General features: G+C 47.6%; 1 pseudogene. It reads left to right on the plus strand.

The features are described from left to right. A pseudogene (locus tag MUW49_RS21655) lies at positions 1–565 on the plus strand (ISAs1-like element ISKpn9 family transposase); the annotation flags it as partial.

Here is a 565-nt window from a genome sequence, read left to right on the forward strand (position 1 = left end):
GGGGGATTACCTGCTTGCGGTGAAAGACAACCAACCTAGCCTCAATACTGAAGTAAAAGAACAGTTCCAAGCGTATTGGGATAAGAATGAAAGCGATGTTTCGGGGCACGGCTTTACTGAACAATTTGACTCAGAACATGGGCGAAAAGAGCATCGACGTTGTTGGGTTCTGGTGGTTGATGAAAGCATGCCAGTTTGCCAGCAGTGGAAAGCGAAGACGATCATAGCCGTGCAGGCTGAGCGAATTGAAAATGGCAAAGGCTATGATTTCGTGAGATTTTATATAAGTAGCCGAGCGTTGGATGCCACCTCAGCGCTGAAGGCAACCCGAGCGCACTGGTCGGTAGAAAATCTGCTGCACTGGACTTTAGATATTGCGTTCGGAGAGGATCAACTTCAGGCCAGAGCGGGCTTCGCTGGGGAAAACTTAGCGGTCATCAGGCAGTGGATACTGAACATGCTGAAGCAAAACAAATCACGTAATCTAAGCATGGCCAACAAGCGCAGGCTCTGCTGTCTGAATGAACAATATTTGTTCGAATGTATGGGGTTGTTCAAAGTATAA

Source organism: Aeromonas sp. LsrichE-8G (genome assembly GCF_022869435.1).
GTDB lineage: Bacteria > Pseudomonadota > Gammaproteobacteria > Enterobacterales > Aeromonadaceae > Aeromonas > Aeromonas caviae.